At 34.7% G+C, this 20,595-nt stretch carries 15 protein-coding genes; 11 read left to right on the forward strand and 4 right to left on the reverse strand.

Features of this window, described 5'->3' with window-relative positions:
- Positions 1-50: 50 nt before the first annotated feature.
- From metF to DXU93_RS12435, 3 genes are all read left to right on the forward strand, one after another.
- Positions 51-1,001 carry a methylenetetrahydrofolate reductase [NAD(P)H] gene (gene metF, locus DXU93_RS12425; protein ID WP_116881621.1) on the forward strand — a complete coding sequence of 317 codons (951 nt, stop codon included), beginning with the start codon at positions 51-53 and terminating at the stop codon, positions 999-1,001.
- A gap of 13 nt (positions 1,002-1,014) precedes the next feature.
- Complete coding sequence (locus tag DXU93_RS12430; RefSeq protein WP_116881622.1) at positions 1,015-1,560, forward strand: hypothetical protein; 546 nt, start codon at positions 1,015-1,017, stop codon at positions 1,558-1,560.
- A gap of 454 nt (positions 1,561-2,014) precedes the next feature.
- Complete coding sequence (locus tag DXU93_RS12435; protein WP_116881623.1) at positions 2,015-2,986, forward strand: T9SS type A sorting domain-containing protein; 972 nt, start codon at positions 2,015-2,017, stop codon at positions 2,984-2,986.
- 286 nt (positions 2,987-3,272) lie between these two features.
- Here DXU93_RS12435 and DXU93_RS12440 read toward each other — a convergent pair whose 3' ends face one another.
- Complete coding sequence (locus DXU93_RS12440; RefSeq protein WP_116881624.1) at positions 3,273-3,857, reverse strand: riboflavin synthase; 585 nt, start codon at positions 3,855-3,857, stop codon at positions 3,273-3,275.
- 2 nt (positions 3,858-3,859) lie between these two features.
- A complete protein-coding gene (gene panC / locus DXU93_RS12445) occupies positions 3,860-4,717 on the reverse strand; it encodes a pantoate--beta-alanine ligase (RefSeq protein WP_116881625.1) in 858 nt (285 codons plus the stop codon).
- 105 nt (positions 4,718-4,822) lie between these two features.
- Between panC and DXU93_RS12450 the strand changes: the two genes are divergently transcribed.
- From DXU93_RS12450 to DXU93_RS12470, 5 genes are all read left to right on the forward strand, one after another.
- Positions 4,823-5,647 (forward strand): glycogen/starch synthase, encoded by an 825-nt coding sequence (locus DXU93_RS12450; protein WP_116881626.1) that lies wholly within the window; start codon positions 4,823-4,825, stop codon positions 5,645-5,647.
- On the forward strand, positions 5,647-6,963 hold the full coding sequence (locus DXU93_RS12455; protein ID WP_165851406.1) for a DUF4270 family protein: 1,317 nt from the start codon (positions 5,647-5,649) through the stop codon (positions 6,961-6,963). The genes DXU93_RS12450 and DXU93_RS12455 overlap by 1 nt, the downstream gene beginning before the upstream one ends.
- A 23-nt stretch (positions 6,964-6,986) precedes the next feature.
- Positions 6,987-8,834 (forward strand): glutamine--fructose-6-phosphate transaminase (isomerizing), encoded by a 1,848-nt coding sequence (glmS, locus tag DXU93_RS12460; protein ID WP_116881628.1) that lies wholly within the window; start codon positions 6,987-6,989, stop codon positions 8,832-8,834.
- A 6-nt stretch (positions 8,835-8,840) separates the two neighbouring features.
- A complete protein-coding gene (locus DXU93_RS12465) occupies positions 8,841-9,623 on the forward strand; it encodes an SDR family oxidoreductase (protein ID WP_116881629.1) in 783 nt (260 codons plus the stop codon).
- Between the two features lie 289 nt (positions 9,624-9,912).
- A complete protein-coding gene (locus tag DXU93_RS12470) occupies positions 9,913-13,248 on the forward strand; it encodes a CotH kinase family protein (RefSeq protein WP_116881630.1) in 3,336 nt (1,111 codons plus the stop codon).
- A gap of 159 nt (positions 13,249-13,407) precedes the next feature.
- On the opposite strand, the gene ahcY is transcribed toward DXU93_RS12470, so the two are convergent.
- A complete protein-coding gene (gene ahcY, locus DXU93_RS12475) occupies positions 13,408-14,718 on the reverse strand; it encodes an adenosylhomocysteinase (RefSeq protein WP_116881631.1) in 1,311 nt (436 codons plus the stop codon).
- A 210-nt stretch (positions 14,719-14,928) separates the two neighbouring features.
- Complete coding sequence (locus DXU93_RS12480; RefSeq protein ID WP_116881632.1) at positions 14,929-16,605, reverse strand: DUF6909 family protein; 1,677 nt, start codon at positions 16,603-16,605, stop codon at positions 14,929-14,931.
- Positions 16,606-17,001: 396 nt separating this feature from the next.
- On the opposite strand from DXU93_RS12480, the gene asnS reads away from it, so the two are divergent.
- The 3 genes from asnS to DXU93_RS12495 are packed head-to-tail and all read left to right on the forward strand — an operon-like array spanning position 17,002 to position 20,592.
- The gene (gene asnS, locus DXU93_RS12485; protein WP_116881633.1) at positions 17,002-18,441 is read left to right on the forward strand and encodes an asparagine--tRNA ligase; all 1,440 of its coding nucleotides are present in this window, start codon (positions 17,002-17,004) and stop codon (positions 18,439-18,441) included.
- 58 nt (positions 18,442-18,499) lie between these two features.
- Positions 18,500-19,945, forward strand: a complete 1,446-nt coding sequence (gene rpoN / locus DXU93_RS12490) for an RNA polymerase factor sigma-54 (protein WP_116881634.1) — start codon at positions 18,500-18,502, stop codon at positions 19,943-19,945.
- Positions 19,945-20,592 (forward strand): hypothetical protein, encoded by a 648-nt coding sequence (locus tag DXU93_RS12495; protein ID WP_116881635.1) that lies wholly within the window; start codon positions 19,945-19,947, stop codon positions 20,590-20,592. Before rpoN ends, DXU93_RS12495 begins: the two co-directional genes overlap by 1 nt.
- Positions 20,593-20,595 lie beyond the last annotated feature (3 nt).

Consider the following 20,595-nt stretch of genomic DNA (forward strand, 5'->3'; position numbering starts at 1 on the left):
TCTTAAATCTAAAGGCTATTCTTACTTTTGTCTTGCTAAAACTAAATTCAATGAAGGTAATAGATCATATAAACGAAGCAAAGGATACGCTCTTCTCCTTTGAAATTCTTCCTCCGTTAAAAGGGAAGAGTATTCAGTCAATCTATAATGGTATAGATCCTTTAATGGAGTTTAAACCAAAGTTTATCAATGTTACATATCACCGCGAGGAGTTTGTTTATAAAGAACGTGATAAAGGTTTACTCGAAAAGGTGTCCATTAGGAAAAGACCAGGAACAGTTGGAATCTGTGCTGCAATTATGAATAAATACCACGTTGATGCGGTTCCTCATTTAATTTGTGGAGGATTTAGTAAAGAAGACACTGAGAATGCATTAATTGATTTACAATTTTTAGGTATTGATAATGTTTTGGCGCTTCGAGGAGACCCTATCAAAACTGAGGTTACTTTCAAGCCAGCAGTAAAAGGACATAAATATGCCGTTGAGTTGATTGAACAAATTCAAAACATGAATAAGGGGCAATACACAATGGACGAAATTCAGTTAGAACCGACTGATTTTTGTGTTGGCGCTGCCGGTTATCCCGAAAAACATTTCGAGGCAATGAATATGGCAACAGATTTGCAATACTTAAAACAAAAAGTAGATATGGGTGCTGATTATATCGTAACTCAATTGTTTTATGATAACCAAAAGTACTTTGATTTTGTAAAGAAATGTCGTGAGGTTGGTATTAATGTTCCAATTATTCCAGGTTTAAAACCAATTTCTAATTTAAGACATATTTCTTTCTTGCCGAAATTCTTCCATATTGATTTACCGACAGAATTGTCTTCAGAATTGCTGAAATGTAAAACGAATGAAGAAGTTAAACAGGTGGGGATTGAATGGGGAATTCAGCAATCAAAAGAGTTGAAAGCAGCTGGCGTACCGTGTATCCATTATTATACGATGACTAATTCATCTGAGGTGAAACAAATTGCTTCAGAATTATTTTAAAATATTAAACAACATGAAAAATCTATTTTTAACACTTAGCTCTGTTTTATTGATCTCTTGTTTTTCTTTCGCTCAAAATGTGGAAGATTTAAACTTGAAGAACGTTTTGGTGGTTGGACAGCAAGATGAATTGTCTGATCAATATACTTTAGAAGTCGGTTTGCTTCAATTATTTAATCAGTATGGTATAAAATCAAAAGCATCTTTAAATGTTGTGAAACAAAGAGGTTCTGATACAACTTTGGTGCAAGATTCAATTCGAAAAGCACTTGAAGAAGAAGGTTTCGATACTTACTTACTTGTTTCTATTCGTGGATATAATAACCGATTTAGACCTTCAGAGAATATTAAATCAATTAAAGAAGAGTTAAGTGCTGGGCATTTATATCCTTTATATAGAGAAAGTGCTGCAAATGTGACTTTCACTTTTACTTTTTACAGAGATATGAAGCCAGTTCATTATGAAATGATCCGCACAGGAACCGTAGGTTCAAAAGATGCCGTAATGAAGAAGCTACTGAAGAAAGTGGAGAAACGCTTGAAGAAGGATTGGATGTAGGTTAAATGGGATTAATGAAAAATGATCAATGAAAAATGCAAAATTCGCTTGAACTGAATTTTGCATTTTTAGTTTTGCATTCAATCTGAAAACTTTCGAATCGTAATTAATTTTTGTTTAAGATTTCTCCAACATTTCGATGGAACGTAGTGACTGAGAAATCTGATTCCAATTCGAAAGTTAACTAATTCGTAATTATTTAGCTTTCTCCAACATTTCATTTAGTTCTAAATCCGCGTTCCATTACAGCGACAGTTTTGAGATATTAAGTATGCAAAAATAAAACCGAAGGTATCCGAATGAAGTACTGAAATCAATGCAATTATGTTTGAACTTGTATAAGAGAATGATTCTTAATTGTGAAAATCATGTCATTTTATTTTGACCTATATTATAAATGATTGATTTTTACAGGTAGTACAATTTTATATGTTTAATAAAAAACGCAACTATTATGAATACTAACAAAATATTAATTTGGATTTTAGCTATTATTAATGCGTTTTCAATCAGTGCACAAAGTGATAGTATTTTTACTAACCTCACAAGTTATAAAGCTGAAATTTGCACTCATGCATGGGATTTTGAAGGCCTTAATCAATTTGAACATTTAACAGTGTTTTCGGATGACCCTATCTCTGATACTTTAAGAGTAAAAGATGTAGCAGGGAATGTTTTCGCTAATTTATGGATAGATGGTCGAAAAACTTGGTTGAGAGTAAATTCAAATAATCTTACAATAGCCTCTCAATTTGTTTTCTTTCCTGATTTTAATAATCCTTCAGGTTATCCACTTGATGAATACTTTCTTTTATATGATTTTGATGTACTTGACACGGTTGTTGTTGGAGATACTGTCTCTTTTACGAATTCATCAAAAAATGTGACCTTTTCAATTGCTGAAATTGATACAATTCAAATTAACAATGTTGACAAGGTTAGGTATTCGATTCATCCTATGGATGACCAATGGATAGATTATCTAATAGAAGGAATAGGTGGATTGCATCCTTTTACTCCTATTTTATATTACGGTCTTTTCGGGCTTTGTCCTTGTGAATATGAAGCAACATATACTAGTCAAACAGATACGTTAATTTTAAGAGACACAATGGTTTTTGGGGGAGATTCTAATTCTCAATTTTGTCAAACAGCAAGTTTGATTAAAAATGAAAAAAATCCGAATATTAAAATTTATCCTAACCCCCTAACAGGAAATACTTTTACAATTCAAGCTGATGGAATTGCGAGAATTGATGAAGTTAAACTTTATGATAATCTGGGTAAAGAAATAGAGGTAATGTATTCGATTATTGAAAACACAAAAAGTTGTACAGTTTCAACACCTAATTTATCAAAAGGGTTTTATACTGTTGAAGTAGTCAGTGAAACGAAACATTACAGACAGAAAGTAATTGTTCGATAGTTCTTAAACCAAAAATCAAATCTTATGAAACTTACAATCTTTTTAATATCTGTAATTAGTTTTGCATTCAATCTGAAAACTTTCGAATCGTAATTAATTTTTGTTTAAGATTTCTCCAACATTTCGATGGAACGTAGTGACTGAGAAATCTGATTCCAATTCGAAAGTTAACTAATTCGTAATTATTTGTCCCGCATTTATTTCAGAGTGAGAAACAGGATGAGAAATGAAGTGATGAAAACACCCAATTCAACTGAATTTTTCATTCTTCATTTATCATTTTTATTTATTCTCTCCCTTTAAACATCTTCGCAATATACTTTCCTAAAATGTCAAATTCTAAATTTACAAAATCACCTTCTTTCAAGCTGTGAAACTGTGTATGTTCGTATGTGTAAGGAATAATGTGAACTGAAAATTGATTTTCTTGTGAGTTTACAACTGTTAGACTTGCGCCATTTACAGTAATCGATCCTTTTTCAACAGTGATGTCTTTTGAGTTGTATTGAAATGTAAATATCCAACTACCATCTTTTTCTTCGATGCTTATACATTTTCCAGTAGTGTCAACATGGCCTTGAACAATGTGGCCGTCAAATCGTCCATGAGCTGGCATACAACGTTCTAGGTTTACTTTGTCGCCTAATTCCCAGCTACCAAGATCTGTTTTCAAAAGGGTCTCATCAATTGCAGTTACTGTGTATTCGTCTCCTTCAATTTTTACAACAGTAAGACAAACTCCATTATGGGCTAAACTTTGGTCGATTTTCAATTCGTCGGTAAAAGGGCATGATAAAGTGAAGTGAATGTTTGTTCCTTCTTTTTCAATGTTCTTTATTGTTCCTAGACCTTCAACTATACCAGTAAACATAATTATTCGTTTTCATTATTTGGAACCAATTCCATATTGTCAATTAATCTAACATTCCCGCAAAATGCAGCAATACATGCTGTTGCTCCGGGCACCCAGTATTGATTTAAATCATTGAGGGTTTCTGGGTGTACAATTTGAAGATATTCAAGCTCAAGCTTACTTTCTTCAAAATACTGTTTCATCTTACTTAAGGTTGTGCTTGGGGCATAAGATTCTGACCAAGTTTTTCCTTTGTTTAAAACCTGCGCAATGATTAGTGCTTGTTCTAATTCTTCTTCATTGAGTCGCATGTTTCTGCTGCTCATAGCAAGTCCGTTCGGTCTTCTTTTCGTTTCAACAACTTCTATTTCTACAGCAAACTTAAGTTGTTTGACCATTGCTTTAATTACTGCAACCTGCTGAAAATCCTTTCTTCCGAAATATGCTTTGTGAGGCTTGATAAGATCAAAGAATCTCGACACGATATTCACCACGCCATCGAAGTGTCCAGGTCGGTGTTTACCTTCCATGGTGTTTTCTAAAAGACTCAGATCAATCTTTTTTGGGACATAATTTGGTGGGTACATTTCCTCAACAGTCGGTAAAAAGACGAAATCACAATCATTTTCTTCTAAAAGCTGGATGTCTTGACGTTCAGTTCTTGGATAATTTTCAAGATCTGTTGGGTTGTTGAATTGCGTAGGATTAACAAATATGCTCACGATAACCACCTCGCATTCTGATTTAGCTTTGTGAATTAAAGAGATGTGTCCGTTATGAAGGGCGCCCATTGTAGGGACAAAACCTATTTTGTGACCAGTTTCCCTTAATTGATGAAGTTGAGCGTCAAGATCGTCTATGCTGTGTAATTGTATCAATGTTTCTGAAACTAAATTTAAAGCAAAACAGCAAAACTATCTTTTTATGCTGAAAATCCGAATTTTTTTTTATATTTTTGTACACGTTTTACCAAAATACATTTCATGGAGAAAAAGAAAATCCTTTTTGTTTCGCAAGAGATTAACCCGTTTTTACCAAAGTCAGAGGTTTCAGTTGCTGCCCGTAAACTTCCGCAAGGAGTTCAAGAGGGAGGTAAAGAGATCAGAGTTTTTATGCCTCGATTTGGGGTTATTAATGAAAGACGTCACCAATTACACGAAGTAATTAGATTGTCAGGAATGAATCTTATTGTTGATGACATGGACCATCCCTTAATTATTAAAGTAGCATCAATTCCAACTGCACGTATGCAGGTGTATTTTATTGATAATGATGAGTACTTTAAGCGTAAAGGAGTCTTCTCAAATGATAAAGAGGTGGAATTCGAAGATAATGATGAAAGATCAATGTTCTTCTGTAGAGGGGTTCTTGAAACAGTGAAAAAGTTAGGTTGGAAACCAGATATTATTCACTGTCATGGTTGGATGACGTCGCTTATGCCAATGTATGTAAAAGATATCTACAAGAATGATCCGCACTTCTCTGACACAAAAGTTGTATACTCTTTGTATAACAATGAGTTTAACAAAAATTGGGAGGGGAGGTTTGATGAAAAACTTAAATTTGAAGGCTTTAACGACGATATTGTAGAGTCGATAAAGGCAGGTGATTTTACCAGTTTAAACAAAGCTGCCATAGACTATTCTGATGGAGTAGTTATGGGTAGTGCTTCTATCAACGAAGATTTGCAAAAAGCCTTTGAAGATTCTGATAAGCTAAAGTTAGATTACGAATCAGAAGAAGTTCAACCAAAGGTAATGAGTGAATTCTTTGATAAAGTGATAGACGAAGAAGCATTGATTCAATGATGACAAGGATAAAAAATAATAAATTAAGAACGTGGCGAGAAATATCTATATTTTTCGCTGCTTTTTTTTGTTTGAGTATCGCATTTACTTCTTGTAAAAAGAAGAGAAGTGCTGTAGGTTCAGATGCATTGTCTTCTGAAACCTTAATGAATTCAAAAGGTGTAGATACTTTTCAGTTAAAAACCTCAACAGTTGAACAAGATTCTATTTTTTCAATGGATCCTGCCTTTAACTTAATAGGGAGTTATAACGATGAGGTTTTTGGAACGGTTGATGCCAACTTTTATACCCAATTAACCTTGTCTGGGTTTTCTCCAGATTTCGGGGATTTAACGCAAATTACCATAGATTCTGCGGTAATGGCTTTCGAATATGGAGGATATTACGGTGATTTAAATGAGCAATTGTTCGAAGTTTATGAAATTCAAGATGAATTGACTAGAGACTCAAGTTATTTGAGAACGTCAACTACAAATGTCTTTTCACAAAACTTAGTTCCGACTTTAAATAATGAAGGTCTAATTACCCCTGATACCGAAAGTATGACAGTGGTTGGAGATGACACTTTAGATCCTCAGTTAAGAATTCCATTGGACACCAATTTTGCCCGTGATTTACTTGGTTATGCTCAGAATGCCTCAACGGATGAAGACTTTCTTCAAAGCTTTAAAGGGCTTCATTTTAAAGTGAATAATTCAATGAATTCGCCTGGAGAAGGTTCTATCGTTTATTTGGCTTCCTCAGAAGCTGCCTCAAAATTAACGGTATACTATACTAAAAATGGAGAATCATCTTTTTACGATTTTATTATCAATGGTTCTGCTGTTGATTATAATCATGTAGATACAGATTTTACAGGGACTAAAGTTGAACAAGTTATCAATGATCCAACACTTGGACAAACAGAATATTACGTTCAAGCCTTTTCTACATTGGCAAAAGTCGAGTTTAGTTCTATAGACTCTTTACCAGATAATATTATTATTCACGAGGCAACATTGGAGCTTCCTGTGAATTATTATTTAGGGAGTAATTATTACCCAAGTACAACAATAAATGTTAGTGCCGATGCACTTTCAGACGGGGATAAATACCTTATTAAAACAAGTGGAGTTCAGTATAATAGTTCTAGTAAATCATATCAGATAGATTTAAGAGATTATATCCAATTGGTTTTACAAGGTGATGTACCAAATACCGGTATTTTTATCTCACCAAGAAATTATATTACAACTGCCGAAAGAATTATTCTTAACGGTGTAAATACAATGAATAAGAACAAACCTAAACTGAGTATTGTATATACGGTACTTTAAACTAACTTAAAAACTTTAACATTATGTGTGGAATTGTAGCTTATATTGGGAAAGAACAGGCTTTTCCAATTATTTTAAAAGGTCTTAAAAGGCTTGAGTATAGAGGTTATGATAGTGCTGGAATTGCAGTATTAAATGATGATACCAACCTAAATAATTACAAACGTCAAGGGAAAGTTTCGGAATTGGAAAATTTCGCTGCTGATCATGATACGACGGGTACAATTGGAATTGGTCATACGCGTTGGGCTACCCATGGTTTGCCAAATAACGTAAATGCACATCCACATGTTTCTTCCGATGGAGAAATGGCTTTGATTCACAATGGAATTATTGAAAATTATGATTCTCTGAAGGAAGAATTAATTTCTAGAGGTTATGAATTCAAAAGTGAAACAGATACAGAAGTATTGATTCATTTGATTGATGATATCAAGAAAAAAGAAAATGTAAAAACGGCAGAAGCGGTTCGAATTGCGCTTAATAGTGTAATTGGTGCTTATGCTATTGTTGTTGTAAGTAAAGACAATCCAAATCAATTGATCGCTGCACGTAAGTCTAGTCCATTGGTTGTTGGAATTGGTAAACAAGGCGATTTTTATTTGGCCTCAGATGCTACTCCAATCATTGAGTACACCAATGAAGTAGTTTACATGGAGGATGAAGAAATCGCCATAGTAGATAGAAATGAAGGGTTGAGAATTTTTAGTATTCAAAATAAAGAAAAGACACCATATATTCAAAAGCTTGAAATGCAACTTGAAGCTATTGAGAAAGGTGGATATGAACACTTTATGTTGAAAGAAATTCACGAACAACCTCGATCTATTCAAGATTGTTTTAGAGGAAGATTGAACCTTGATGAAGGCTGGGTAGGTCTTGGAGGAATTAAAGATTACGAAAAACAATTGACCAAAGCCAAAAGAATTATCATGGTGGCATGTGGAACATCATGGCACGCTGCATTGGTTGGTGAGTATTTGTTTGAAGACTTAACAAGAATTCCAGTAGAAGTAGAGTATGCATCTGAATTCAGATATAGAAATCCAATCATTAATGAAGATGATATTGTTATCGCAATTTCGCAATCAGGTGAAACGGCTGATACCTTAGCTGCATTGGATTTAGCAAAATCTAAAGGAGCAACTATTTTAGGGATTTGTAATGTTGTTGGTTCTTCGATCTCTCGTGTAACAGATGCTGGATCATATACTCATGCTGGACCAGAGATTGGTGTTGCCTCTACAAAGGCATTTACTGCTCAGGTGACAGTTTTAACTTTAATGGCGTTGACAATAGCGCGTAAAAAAGGTACAATCATTGAATCTGAATTCCGTAAAATCATTACAGAATTAGATTTAATACCAAATAAAGTTGCTAAAATTTTAGAAAAGGCTGATCAGTTGGAGGAGATTGCAGCAGCATATAAAGACGCTTCAAACGCGTTATATCTTGGTAGAGGAAACTCTTTCCCTGTAGCATTAGAAGGGGCATTGAAACTTAAAGAGATATCTTACATTCACGCAGAAGGTTATCCAGCAGCAGAGATGAAACATGGTCCTATTGCATTGATTGATGAGGAAATGCCTGTATTCGTTATTGCAACTCAAGGTCCTTCTTATGAGAAGGTGGTAAGTAATATTCAAGAGGTTAAAGCACGAAAAGGAAAGATCATCGCTGTGATAACTGAAGGTGATGAGCAAGTTAAGGAAATGGCAGATCATTGTATTGAAATTCCAGATACAGATGAGAATTTAACACCTTTATTGACAACCATTCCGCTTCAATTGATTTCATATTATGTTGCCGTAATGAGAGGGGCAAATGTTGATCAGCCAAGAAATTTAGCGAAATCAGTAACTGTAGAATAAGTAGATATGAACATTGATTTAACAGGAAGACACGCAGTTGTTTGTGGTAGTACCCAAGGTATTGGAAAAGAATCAGCTTTAACTTTGTCTAAAATGGGAGCGTCAATTACTTTGATTGCTAGAAATGAAGATAAATTAAAATCAGTTCTTGCGGAATTGAATGAAAATGCTAAAAATGATTATATCGTTGCTGATTTTTCTAACCCAAAGGATTTAGAAAAGAAAATCAAAAACTGGGCGAGTGAAAACAAAGCTCATATCTTACTTAACAATACAGGTGGGCCAAAAGGAGGGCTAATTAGAGAGGCAAAAGTGGAGGAGTTTATCTCTGCTTTTAATAATCACTTGGTATGTAATCATGTACTTGTTCAAGCGCTTTATCCTGGAATGAAAGAAGAAGGTTACGGAAGAATTGTAAATGTAATTTCTACATCTGTAAAACAACCATTAGATGGGTTAGGTGTTTCAAATACCATTCGTGGAGCAGTTGCAAACTGGAGTAAAACATTGGCCAATGAGTTGGGACAATTTAATATTACTGTAAATAACGTATTGCCAGGTGCAACAAATACGGTTCGATTACAATCTATTGCTGAGAATAAAGCGGCACAATCTGATGGAATCGATTATAAAGAGATACTGGACAATATGGCATCAATGTCTCCAATGAAACGAATTGCAGAACCTCAAGAAGTAGCGAATGCAGTGGCTTTTTTAGCAAGTCCGGCGGCAAGTTATATCAATGGAATTAATGTTCCAGTTGATGGTGGACGTACCAAGTCATTGTAAGATAATAAGTTTTTACATATTGAAATGAGTGTGCTTATAGTGCACTCATTTTTTTGTGATTTTTTCTAAAAATTGGATCTAAAAGGATTTGCTTTTCTATTTCTAGTAGGCCCTCAAAACACGCGGAATCTAAATATCGCTAAACCCTTTTAAGTTTTCTTTAAGGTTAATTAGTTTACAGAGTTAGTTTTAAGAAATATTGACTTTAGGCAAAGAATTATTTTTCTTTATATTTGCCATGTAAATAGTATTTTACATTACATTTTATAATATAAAATCACCACCCAAAATGAAAAGAATAAACTTTTTCAAATCACACCTAAAATCAATTGTATTTGCACTTTTTGTTGTGTCTCAAGTATCAGCACAAGATATCGCAATCAATGAAGTCATGGCTTCTAACAATACGGTTATTGATGATGAGGACGGAGATTTCTCAGATTGGATAGAAATTTATAATTATGGTGGGACAGCCATTAATTTAAACGGATATGGTCTTTCAGATGATATCACCCTTCCATTTAAATGGATGTTTCCAGCAGAAACTATTCAGCCAGGAGATTTTTTACTTGTGTACGCTTCAGGAAAAGACAGAAGTGTTGTTGGACAAGAATTACACACTAACTTCAGTATTAGTTCTGGAGGAGAAGACTTGCAATTGACAGAGCCTTCAGGAATGATGATTGATCAAACGACTGGTGTGGCACTACAAGCAGATGTCTCTTACGGAAGACAACCAGACGGAACGGGAGCATGGAAGTATTTTTATTCGAGTACTCCTGGATCTTCCAATTTAGGAACAGGACTAAATGAGTTACTTCTCCCACCAACTTTTTCACATGAATCAGGACTGTTTACAGCAGGTTTTGACCTTACATTAACTCATGCTAATCCAAATGCTACAATAGTGTATACAACAGATGGTTCAGAACCAAAGCTAAGTGATGTTGGTGGAGTAAATTATGAATATAAAAATGAATACCCTACACAAGTAAATGGAACACCAGGACCAATGCTGACAGATTCACATGAGTCCATTCAATATTCTTCTGTGATTAATGTTTACGATCGTTCCGTTGATCCAGACGATATGGCTGCAAAAAATACGCGTCAACATGATATTTATGTTCCAATAAATCCGGTGAGAAAAGGGTTTGTAGTTCGTGCACGTGCTTATGTTAACGGAATAGCATCCACGGTTACATCTAAAACATTTTTTGTTTGGTCAGGAGGGAATCCATATAATATTCCATTAATTTCAATACAAACCAATGAGCGAAATTTATTTGATTATGATGATGGAATCTATAATGCAGGTGTAGATTTTGATACATGGCGTGCAAATAATCCAAATAATAATCAGTATTACCGTCCGCAATGGAATAACTATTGGCGAAGTGGTAGTGCCTGGGAGTATCCTGCAAATATCGAAATCTTTGAATCTTCTGCGGCTTTATTAGACCCTGTGATTAATATTAATGCAGGAATGCGAATTCACGGTAATAACTCAAGGTCGTTGGGAATTAAAAACCTTAGGTTGTATGCGCGAAGTGAATATGATACAAATAGTACATTTCAGCATGATATTTTCAAAAAGGATATTTTTGATGCTCCGGTTCCCAACACAGAGTTTAAGCGATTAATGCTTAGAGGAGATGGTTCGGGTGGTTCAATTGCTTACGATGTGGTTTTTAATACAGCAATGCAACCGATATATAGCGGAGCGACTCGTATTCAACCAGCTGTTCATTTCTTTAATGGGGAGTTCTGGGGATTAACAGCTTTTCGCGATAGGATAGATGACAGGTATTTTGAGTTTAATTATGACTTAAACGTTGACAATATTGCAATAATAGATTGTAAAGGGGCTAATTGTGGTTTGGATGAAGGGATTAGTTCAGATTTTACTGATTTTATAAGTATGCGTGACTTTATTCGCGATAATGATATGTCAAACCAAGCTCTTTATGATCAAGTTGAAGATATTCTGGATATGACAACTTTTATTGATCATGAAATAATGGAAATATTTTCAGCAAATAATAGTTTTGAAAGAAAGTTTTGGCGTGCGAGAGTTCCTGAAAACGGTGGTTATGGAGATGGAAAATGGCGTATTACAGTGCAAGATTTTGAAGCCGCTATGCAGCCTAATATCAATTGGCTTGAACATTATTTAGATACAACAGGCTCTGATTATAGAAAGATGTTTGGTAATTTAATAGAGAATCAGGGTTTTAAAAATCAATTTATTAATCGATTTGCCGATGTGATGAATACAGTTTTGGGAACAACTTATTTCAACAATGTTGTAAATGATGTTTTTAATGAGGTTAATCCCTATTTACTTGAAGATGAAAACAGATTTCCACGTGTAGACTTTTACAAATCCTCGGAACAACAAGAATTATTAGATTGGGGAACAAATAGACCAGGAATTCAAAGAGATGAAGTTAAAAGTTACTTTTCCATCAATAGTATTGTAGATTTTGAATTGGATGTATCGAGTGATACCGAAGGTTTTATAAAAATCAATACCATTGATATTGAGGAATCAACACCTGGTGTGCCGCAAAACCCTTACCCTTGGATAGGACAATACTTTCATAATATTCCAGTTAGGTTGGAAGCAAAAGCATTGCCAGGATATATGTTTTCACATTGGTCAGGTGATCAAACAGGAACGAATCCTGTAATTACTGTTACAGCAACAAATGATCAACAAATACAAGCAAACTTTATTCCTATTTCTAACCCTCAAGAAATGGTTTACTTCTGGATGTTTGATGGAGAAACACCAAATGATACTCCATTTGAAAATGTTAATGTGTCGTATGCAGATAATAATCTTGCCGCATCAATTGAGTATAACTCTTGTTTGGCAGGTTATCCATTTACACCAACGCACCAAAGTTGGAGAAAGGCATCATTTGAAAGAAAAAATGAGCCTACTTCACTGAATTATTTTAGTGAAGCAAACAATAATGTTCCTTACGCCAATGCTGATATTAAAGGGGTTCAAGTAAGACAACCTTTTAGATCAAATGGCTTAGAAAATCATCTGATTTTTAATGTGCCAACCAATGATTTGCAAGATATAGCATTATCACTAGCTGTAATGTCTAATGGAGCCGCTGAAAGTATTCTTGTCGATTACTGGGATGGTTCACAATGGATTGATGATGATATGACAAATCCTGTGATGGCAATTACTGGAGCTTATGAAGTCTTAACTTTTGATTTTACAAACGTAGCCTTGGCCAACAATAATCCGAATTTTAAAATTAGAATGCGTTTTGATGGTAGTGATATGACTGCGGATAATAGCGATGAAGTAATCATGAATAATATTGCCTTATTGGGTGTTGAGTTACTTTCGATTCATGATTTTGAAAAATCAGCTAAAATTAATGTTTATCCAAATCCTACGAATAAAATTGTTACCATCACTTCAGATCAGATTATTGAAGAAATTGAGATTTATAACATCTATGGTCAAAGGGTGGGAGGAAGAAAAGTAAATAAGAAAGATATAGCTGTTGATTTAGAACGATATGAAACTGGAGTTTACTTGGTGAAAGTTGTTTCACAATTTGAAGAACAGACTGTTCGAGTGGTAAAACAGTAAACGATTTTAAGTTTTACTTCGCCTACTTAAGGATGGATATTTAATACGGCGATAATTCGAAATAAATATAAAGTCAAGAAAATTGAAACAAAAAAAGAGCTATCTCAACGAGATAGCTCTTTTAGTTTTTAGGCACTTAAAATAAATGCACTAAGTATATTAATAACGGTAATGTTCTGGTTTATATGGACCTTTTACATCTACTCCGATATAATCAGCTTGCTCTTTAGAAAGTTCTTCTAACTCAGCACCAACTTTAGAAAGGTGTAACTCAGCAACTTTCTCATCAAGGTGTTTCGGCAACATGTAAACTTCATTTTCGTATTTATGAGAATTGTTCCAAAGCTCCATTTGCGCCAATGTTTGGTTTGCAAAAGAGTTAGACATTACAAATGAAGGGTGACCAGTTGCACAACCTAAGTTTACTAAGCGACCTTCAGCTAAAAGAATGATGTCTTTTCCGTCTAAGTCATAAAGATCAACCTGTGGTTTAATTTCATCTTTAGTTGTTGCGTTTGCGTTCAACCAAGCCACATCGATTTCGTTGTCGAAGTGTCCAATGTTACAAACGATTGTTTTGTCCTTCATTTTTTTGAAGTGACGATCAACAACGATGTCTTTGTTTCCTGTAGTTGTTACAACGATATCAACGTTACCAACAACATTATCCAATTTTCTTACTTCAAAACCGTCCATTGCAGCTTGTAAAGCACAAATTGGGTCAATTTCAGTAACGATAACACGAGCTCCAGCTCCTCTTAATGAAGCAGCAGAACCTTTACCAACATCTCCGTAACCACAAACAACAGCAACTTTTCCAGCCATCATTGTATCTGTAGCACGTCGGATAGCATCTACTAGAGATTCTTTACATCCGTATTTGTTGTCAAATTTAGATTTAGTAACAGAATCATTAACGTTGATTGCTGGCATTACCAATGTTCCGTTTTTCATTCTTTCGTATAAACGGTGAACTCCTGTAGTTGTTTCTTCAGAAAGTCCTTTGATGTCTTTAGTTAACTCAGGAAAACGGTCAAAAACCATGTTCGTTAAGTCACCTCCATCATCCAAAATCATGTTTAATGGTTTTCCATCTTCAAATGCGTGTAATGTTTGTTCAATACACCAGTCAAATTCTTCCTCATTCATACCTTTCCAAGCAAAAACTGGAATTCCAGCTGCTGCGATTGCTGCTGCTGCATGGTCTTGAGTAGAGAAAATGTTACAAGATGACCAAGTAACATCTGCACCTAATTCAACTAATGTTTCGATTAAAACTGCAGTTTGAATAGTCATGTGCAAACATCCTGCGATTCGTGCTCCTTTAAGTGGCTTTTGCGCACCAAATTCTTCACGTAATGACATTAAACCTGGCATATCAGATTCAGCAAGTCTAATTTCTTTCCTTCCCCAATCTGCAAGGCTAATATCTTTCACCTTGTATTTCAATTGTTCTTTTGCTTCGCTCATTTATTTTATTTTTCTAAATGTTTTCTTAAAATCGTTTACAAAAGTAAGCAAATTAAAAGTTAATATCAAAACGTATAGGTTTTTAAACTTTTAACTAACTGTTAGTTAATGTTAATTGTCAAGTTATCACCAAAAACTTTGTCAATTGATTGTTGAATTTTCTTTAGACTTGTCTTTAAGTGCATTGTATTAACCTATTTTTTGATTGAATTACTTCTTTTGAATAATCTGATTTAAAAATTTCTCTGTAATTAAGTAGGTTGGTTTTACCCCTGTTAACCCAAGTCCACCAGAGGCTAAAGTACTTCCCGTTTCCAATGGATTGTCTGATGCATAATACGCATACCTTACTTTTAGATCAGGACTCACACTTTTTCTAATTAAAGAAGCGGCTTGAATTGCTTTTTGATAATGTGCCCCTTCCATCTCAAGGCCTACCACATTCCAAGTTGACTTTTTAAAATAAGTCAACATTTCTTTATTCTGTAATGACGTTCCCAGAACAGTGATCATATGACCATCACTTGCTTCGATTTCTTCCTTTTCAAAATCAGCTAAAGTCAATTCATTCTCAAATGGATAGTTGTCCGTTGTGCCTTCAAAAATATGGGCTTGTGGAATCATTATATCTCCTTTGTTTCCTTTTAAGATCCCAGCTTTTCCCATAATTGAAACTGAATCAACATCGAGTTTAACTGTTCCGTTTTTTCCTTTTTTATAGGGTTTCAATAACTCATCCATGGTCTCAAAGGCTTGTTCTCCAAAAGCGTAATCCATCACAATGATTACGTCGTTACTTGATTCAGCAAGGTCGGAAAGGTAGCTTTTACTCAAGTCCATTTTCGATAAGTCAAAAATTTGAACATCTATATTTGTTCCAGAAACATCTTTGAGGTAGGTCATTCCTTGTTGAGCCGCTAGTTCACTAATTTGGTTCCTGTCCTCCCTATTTTGTGGCTGACTTAAACGTTCAAATACTTCAATTTTATTGAGTTTCTCCTTTTGATTCGTAATGGTTTGTTTACTGAATAAATAATTCATCACACTGTGCATATTCGCACTGATAATGTGAATTGGTCGGTCAATAATATCTTGATCCTCAAGTTCTTTTTTGATCCGATTTGCCCAGCGTTCACCATGCATGTGATGGCCTGTTCTTTCGCGTAAAACCGGACTAAATAAAATGATGCGTTTGTTGATTTCTAATACTTCTTCAATCGCTAATTTTCCAAGCCAATATATAACTTTTAATAAGCGGTTAGGCTTCTCCTTCGTCGCTAGGGCTTTATGTATTGCGAGAACTTCTTGGAATGTTCTTCCCAAAATATTTGCACAATGGAACATGGCAACTTCCAATTCATCATTAGAAATTTCTTCTTGTAGTATCACCTTTTCAAATTTTAACCATTCGCTGGTCAATGATCCGGTATCATTGATTACTGCACGGTTTGCAATTTTATGTGATTCAATAAATAAGAAAGTAAGATGGGTAAGAATATCATAAATATCCGATCGACCACGGGTAATTTCAACATTCATTTGGTCTTTATCAATTCGGTAACAGTTTCTTCTTCTTTTGGGAGGTACAATGGGTTGAATGTTTGATAATTGATAACCTTCATCTCCCGTTAAATTGATAATTGGACATTCTTCAATGCCGTGTGGTAGTCGATCCAGCACATATAGAAGTCCGCTCAACTCAACTTTGTCTTCACCAATAGAGCCATATATTTCTGGTTGCAAAGCTAAAAGTCCTTCTCTTAAAGTGGTTCCTGAAATTCCCATTGGTTTATAGAAACCGCGGTTAAATAAATGACGCATTGCAATATAAATACGTTCTATGGCTTGGGTTGCTTCTTGTGCTTTTGTGCGCTTTGTTTCATTCATATATTGTATATTTTTTTTGTTCTCAATTTAAGAATTGCTAACGAATATAATGAAAAGGCTGGTTTTTTGGATGTTAAGTTTGTATTAAGTTGGGTGGGGAAGGGAGGAAGTGTTAGATAATATGTTGGTGAATTATGAATAAAGAGTGTTCGCTCTTAAAACTCCTCAACAATTTTTTATCTATGCTACACCTATGTGCATCTCTGTGAAAAGATTCTTCTTCCTCTGTGTAAAAATAAGTGACACAGTCACAACACAATGTTGTACTTTAGAAGACTTATAAATATCGCTAAGGGATTTAATAATGGCTTAGTATCATTCTTCTTAATAACCTTTACAAAACTCCTGCGAATCTTCATGTAATTTTCTATTTTTGCAGAAGTCAAAATTATATCAATGAAACATACAAAAATTAAAGCGTTATTGGAGTCGTCTGAAGTAGGCGAAAAGGTTATTGTTAAAGGTTGGGTAAGGGCTTTTCGAAGCAATCGTTTTATCCAAATTAATGATGGTTCAACAATCAATAATATCCAAGCAGTAATTGAATATGAAAATTTTGATGAAGCCATCTTAAAAAAGATTAGTACTGCTGCTGCTGTTGAAGTTCGTGGAACTTTAGTGGCCTCTCAAGGTAAAGGTCAAGCAGTAGAAGTTTCTGTTGAAGAAGTAGAGATTCTTGGAGAAGCAAATCCAGATGATGTTCAAAAGACGGTAATGCAACCTAAAAAGCACAAATTAGAATTTTTACGTGAGCAAGCGCACTTGCGTTTCAGAACGAATACATTCGGGGCGGTGTTTAGAATTCGTCACGGATTAACATTCGCGATTCACAAATTCTTTAATGATAAAGGATTTTATAACTTACATACCCCAATTTTAACTTCTTCTGATGCAGAAGGTGCAGGAGAAATGTTCCGCGTAACAAACTTCGATTTAAATAATGTTCCTAAAACAGAAGATGGAAAAGTTGATTTTAGTCAGGACTTTTTCGACAAGCCTGTAAACTTAACTGTTTCTGGTCAGTTGGAAGCAGAACTTGGAGCTTTGGCTTTGGGTCAGGTTTATACATTTGGACCAACATTTAGAGCTGAAAACTCTAACACATCTCGTCACTTGGCCGAATTTTGGATGATTGAACCAGAGGTTGCTTTTAATGACTTGAAAGACAACATGGACTTGACGGAAGAATTCTTGAAGTATTTGTCGAACTATGTTTTAGAGAATTATGTAGACGATGTTAAATTCTTAAATGACCGTGATGCTCAAGAACAAAAATCGAAACCAGAGAAGGACAGAAATCCATTAACTTTAATTGAACGTTTAGAATTTGTTGCCAACAATGAATTTAAACGTATCACATATACTGAAGCAATTCAAATTCTTAGAAATTCTAAGCCATTCAAAAAGAAGAAATTCAAGTTTGATGTAGAATGGGGAGTAGATTTGCACTCTGAGCACGAGCGTTATTTAGTAGAAAAAGAATTCAAGTGCCCTGTGATTATTACAGATTACCCTGCAACAATTAAAGCGTTTTACATGCGTCAGAATGATGATGATAAAACCGTTGCGGCAATGGATGTTTTATTCCCTGGAATTGGTGAAATCGTTGGAGGTTCACAACGTGAGGAACGTTTGGACGTACTGAAAAAGAAATGTGCAGACTTCGATATTCACGAAGATGAATTGTATTGGTATTTGGATACGCGTAGATTTGGAACTGTTCCTCATGCTGGATTCGGGTTAGGGTTTGAAAGAATGGTGATGTTCGCTACTGGAATGACAAATATTCGTGACGTAATTCCATTTCCAAGAACACCAGGTAACGCTGAATTTTAATGATAAGTAGGTTGAATTAGGATAATTATTTTTATCTTAAGCCTAGAAAAAATTAATTATGGCACTTAAACAGTCGTTTTCTCAAAAGTTAGAACAGAAGCTTTCACCGCAACAAATTCAATTGATGAAATTGTTGCAGGTGCCAACAATGGAGTTGGATCAACGTATTAAGCAAGAGTTGGAAGTGAATCCTGCACTTGAAGAAGGAAAGGAAGAAGTGGAGGACGAGTTCGAACAAGAGGAATACAAAGAGGAAGCTGGAGAAGACGAACGTGATTTTGATATCGATGAGTATCTTACTGATGATGAGCCTGCTTATAAAACAAATGTTGTAAATAAAGGAAAGGACGACGAAGATAAATCGATGCCGCTTTCTTCTGGGAAGACTTTCCAAGAGCGAATGTTGAGTCAGCTTAATATGCAACGTCTTACAGAAGAAGAGGTGTTAATTGCAACGTATCTTATCGGTAGTTTGGATGATGCAGGTTATTTAGAACGTGATTTGGAATCTATCGTCGATGATTTGGCATTTTCTCAAAATATTATGACTACTGAGAAGGAACTCGAAAATGTCCTGAATTATGTTCAGGAGCTTGATCCTCCAGGAGTTGGAGCAAGAGATTTACAAGAATGTCTCATTCTTCAAATGGAAAGAAGGCAAGATGGAGACATTACAAGATATACAGCTTTAAAAATCTTAGAAGATTATTTTGAAGAATTTACCAAAAAGCATTACAAAAAGATTATCGCCAAAATGGAGATTTCGGAGGAGGATTTAAAAGATGCTGTTCATGAAATTATCCGATTGAATCCTAAGCCAGGTGGTTCTTTAAAAAGTGCTTCAAAATCATTGCAACAGGTAGTTCCCGATTTTCAGGTGATTGAGGAGGATGGAAAGTTGAGTTTAACACTAAACGGCAGAAATGCACCAGATTTAAAAATTAATCGAGGTTATAAAAATATGCTGAAAAATTACTCTGAAGGCGCAAAGTTAAAGAAGTCTGACAAAGAGGCATTAACTTTTGTGAAGAGTAAATTAGACGCTGCAAAATGGTTCATTGATGCCATTCAACAAAGACAAAATACTTTGTTTTCGACGATGACTGCCATTATGAATTATCAGAAAGATTATTTCCTTACTGGTGATGATACAAAGCTACGTCCTATGATTTTGAAAGATATTGCAGAGATTGTCGATTTGGATATCTCAACTATTTCTCGTGTTGCGAATTCAAAATATGTTCAAACACAATACGGAACCTTTTCATTAAAGCATTTTTTCTCAGAGTCGCTTTCAACAGATTCAGGTGAAGAGGTTTCTACAAGAGAGGTAAAACAAATTCTCTTGGAGGCTGTAGAAGAAGAGTCTAAAAGAAAACCTTTAACAGATGAGAAATTAGCAAGCTTGTTGAAAGGGAAAGGATATAATATTGCTAGAAGAACAGTGGCGAAATATAGGGAACAACTCAATATTCCTGTTGCCCGTTTAAGAAAAGAACTTTGATGAAGTATTTTGCAAAATTACTTTCGTGGATTTTCTTACCATTGTTTACACCAATCTATGGTTTGCTCATTGCTTTAAATTTGCCAATTCAATCAGGGTCTTTTGAAGCTTCGGCCTCCTTGTATATGTTAGATTCATCAATAAAGATGTTATTCTTATTGTTGTTTCTCGTTTTTATTGTGATGGCACCAGGCTTATCGTTAATTGTGCTAAAACTCAATAAATCCATTAATTCCTTGCAAATGGCAAGTAAGGAAGAGCGATTGACTCCCATTGCAATCATGACTTTTTATTGCTTGGTTTTGTATCTGTTTTTAATTTTTCAGCCTGCACATGCACTTATTCCATCAATAATTAAGGCGATGGTGTTGGGAGGTGCAGTAGGAGCTTTTGCCTCTTATTTTATCACGAAAAAATCTAAAATAAGTTTACATGGAATGGGGATGGGATCCTTGTTTGGATTTCTTTATATGTTTTCTTTACCTTTAGAACGAACACCAATTATTATTTTAATTGGTATTTTACTTTTGGGTGGTTTAGTTTTAACCGCTCGATTAATATTAAAAGCGCATTCTATTCGAGAAGTGGCTACTGGCTATTTACTCGGGTTCGTTTCGCAAATGATTTGTATTTATTTTTATCCTTAAAAA

The organism is Brumimicrobium aurantiacum, assembly GCF_003402975.1.
Lineage (GTDB): Bacteria > Bacteroidota > Bacteroidia > Flavobacteriales_D > Crocinitomicaceae > Brumimicrobium > Brumimicrobium aurantiacum.

Coding starts and splice junctions, on each gene's coding strand:
- metF (WP_116881621.1), top strand. CDS start 51: ATGAAGGTAATAGATCATATAAACGAAGCAAAGGATACGCTCTTCTCC.
- DXU93_RS12430 (WP_116881622.1), top strand. CDS start 1,015: ATGAAAAATCTATTTTTAACACTTAGCTCTGTTTTATTGATCTCTTGT.
- DXU93_RS12435 (WP_116881623.1), top strand. CDS start 2,015: ATGAATACTAACAAAATATTAATTTGGATTTTAGCTATTATTAATGCG.
- DXU93_RS12440 (WP_116881624.1), bottom strand. CDS start 3,857: ATGTTTACTGGTATAGTTGAAGGTCTAGGAACAATAAAGAACATTGAA.
- DXU93_RS12450 (WP_116881626.1), top strand. CDS start 4,823: ATGGAGAAAAAGAAAATCCTTTTTGTTTCGCAAGAGATTAACCCGTTT.
- DXU93_RS12455 (WP_165851406.1), top strand. CDS start 5,647: ATGACAAGGATAAAAAATAATAAATTAAGAACGTGGCGAGAAATATCT.
- glmS (WP_116881628.1), top strand. CDS start 6,987: ATGTGTGGAATTGTAGCTTATATTGGGAAAGAACAGGCTTTTCCAATT.
- DXU93_RS12465 (WP_116881629.1), top strand. CDS start 8,841: ATGAACATTGATTTAACAGGAAGACACGCAGTTGTTTGTGGTAGTACC.
- DXU93_RS12470 (WP_116881630.1), top strand. CDS start 9,913: ATGAAAAGAATAAACTTTTTCAAATCACACCTAAAATCAATTGTATTT.
- ahcY (WP_116881631.1), bottom strand. CDS start 14,718: ATGAGCGAAGCAAAAGAACAATTGAAATACAAGGTGAAAGATATTAGC.
- DXU93_RS12480 (WP_116881632.1), bottom strand. CDS start 16,605: ATGAATGAAACAAAGCGCACAAAAGCACAAGAAGCAACCCAAGCCATA.
- asnS (WP_116881633.1), top strand. CDS start 17,002: ATGAAACATACAAAAATTAAAGCGTTATTGGAGTCGTCTGAAGTAGGC.
- rpoN (WP_116881634.1), top strand. CDS start 18,500: ATGGCACTTAAACAGTCGTTTTCTCAAAAGTTAGAACAGAAGCTTTCA.
- DXU93_RS12495 (WP_116881635.1), top strand. CDS start 19,945: ATGAAGTATTTTGCAAAATTACTTTCGTGGATTTTCTTACCATTGTTT.